This window comes from Microcystis sp. M53603_WE2, assembly GCF_030065435.1.
In genome coordinates, this window is sequence record NZ_JASJFF010000550.1 from 1 (window position 1) to 1,575 (window position 1,575).

Genomic DNA, 1,575 nt, shown 5'->3' on the forward strand with positions numbered 1-1,575 from the left:
AGCTCAGCATCCCTATAAAACTCAAATCTTGGACTTCCATTCCTGCAAAACCCAATGGGCAACTCGTTCACTCTATTTTGAGGGACAGAAGCGAAATCAATTCTGTATCCTACACTACCGTTTGAATTTGGAATTGCTGAAGATGCGCTTACCCTGTATTAGTCATTAATACGTCTAGCTAATAATACTAAATTGGAAGGCATTCCCAGCGCCCAGATGGTTTCGACTCTAATACTGAAATTGTCTCCTAAAGCTTGTTTAGCTAAGTTTAATAATTCGGCTCTACCCAGTAGGTTTAAATTATCTTCCTTAGCCCAGAAGGATAACCCGACTATATTTAATAGAAACCGATGCCAAGATTTAGGTAACCAATGGATTAGGGGAAGTTTAGTATGAAATTCTAGCCAATGCCAACGATTGGGTGTAGTTAAGAATATTTTACTAGCAACTCTGGCACACTCTCGAATATGTTCAACCTGTAAATGAGTCGAACCACAATGTTCTAAAACTGCGCTAGAGGTGGCTACATCAAACTCACACTCCTTAGCAAGAATTGGGCGATGAAATCCATTGGGGCTTAAAATTTTGGCAAAAGGAAACACTTGGCTCAGGGAAGAAATGTCTTCTGGGGAAGAGAGGGCGACAGTTAACCCTGCTTCATGAAACCAGGGAATCATACAGTTACTGTCTATCCTCTCCACATCTGGAGTAGAACCAATATCAATAATACTTTCTCCTGCCCGTAAATCGAGTTTGTTCATAGCTAAATCAAACATCTTACGGCGAGCTTCTACACTTAAGCGTTCTTGAATCCCTGTTAACCAATGTCCACGATTAAAATAGTCAATGCCTTGATTCATAATATATTTGTTTACATAGTTGGGTATCTCGAAAAATTGATAGCCCAAGGACTGTTATAGTATAATAAGTAAGAACAGCAAGTCAAGCGAACAAATGCTCTTGCCAGAATCACCCAGGGTAAGAGCATCTCAATTAGGCTTGACAAAAGGCTTTCAGCACAGCCATCATATAGTTATTATCCATGGCCGCCCGTTGACTTTTTTGTGCCAGACTACGTCGGTAAGTGGATTCTTGGTTAAGAGCGTTAAGTGCTACTCGTCTCAAGAATGCAAAATTACGAGGGCTGTGGCCTGAGCGAATCCGACATTGATCCTCATTAAAAGTAACATCTAAAATCCAATGAGCCTGATTTTCAATGCTCCAATGTTTACGAATAGCATTACCTATTTTTTGAGCATCAGCAGGGAGAGAACTGAGATAAAATTGGACTTCACAAGTGGTTTTATGACCAGGATGACGAACTCGTTTAACTATGATAATACTTTGAATTCCTTGCCATTGAGCCTGTTGATAAAGACCGCCGAAAGCTTCTAAGGGTACAGCCCAACACCAACGTTTTTCGAGGCGATGATGACCTTTTTCCAGATGGTAATCATAACTAAATTGAATACCATCAAATTGATGTGCTTGAGCTTGCTCAAACCAGTTTTTGACCTGAGTATAAAGAGTCGGATGATTAGCTTTAAGGGCGACAACGTAGTCAGCTTTTTTGGC

At 40.4% G+C, this 1,575-nt stretch carries 2 protein-coding genes; both read right to left on the reverse strand.

All coding sequences use genetic code 11. The features are described 5' to 3' along the window. Window positions 1–158: 158 nt before the first annotated feature. Window positions 159–860: a hypothetical protein gene (locus tag PX481_RS11450; protein ID WP_002756702.1), complete on the reverse strand. Its 702-nt coding sequence runs from the start codon at window positions 858–860 to the stop codon at window positions 159–161. Between the two features lie 133 nt (window positions 861–993). After that, window positions 994–1,575 (reverse strand): ISAs1 family transposase (locus PX481_RS11455; protein ID WP_288094605.1); only part of this gene is annotated, 582 nt, incomplete at its 5' end.

What these genes read in the sequence shown, in the direction of transcription:
- PX481_RS11450 (WP_002756702.1), bottom strand. Translation starts at nt 860, where the DNA reads ATGAATCAAGGCATTGACTATTTTAATCGTGGACATTGGTTAACAGGG.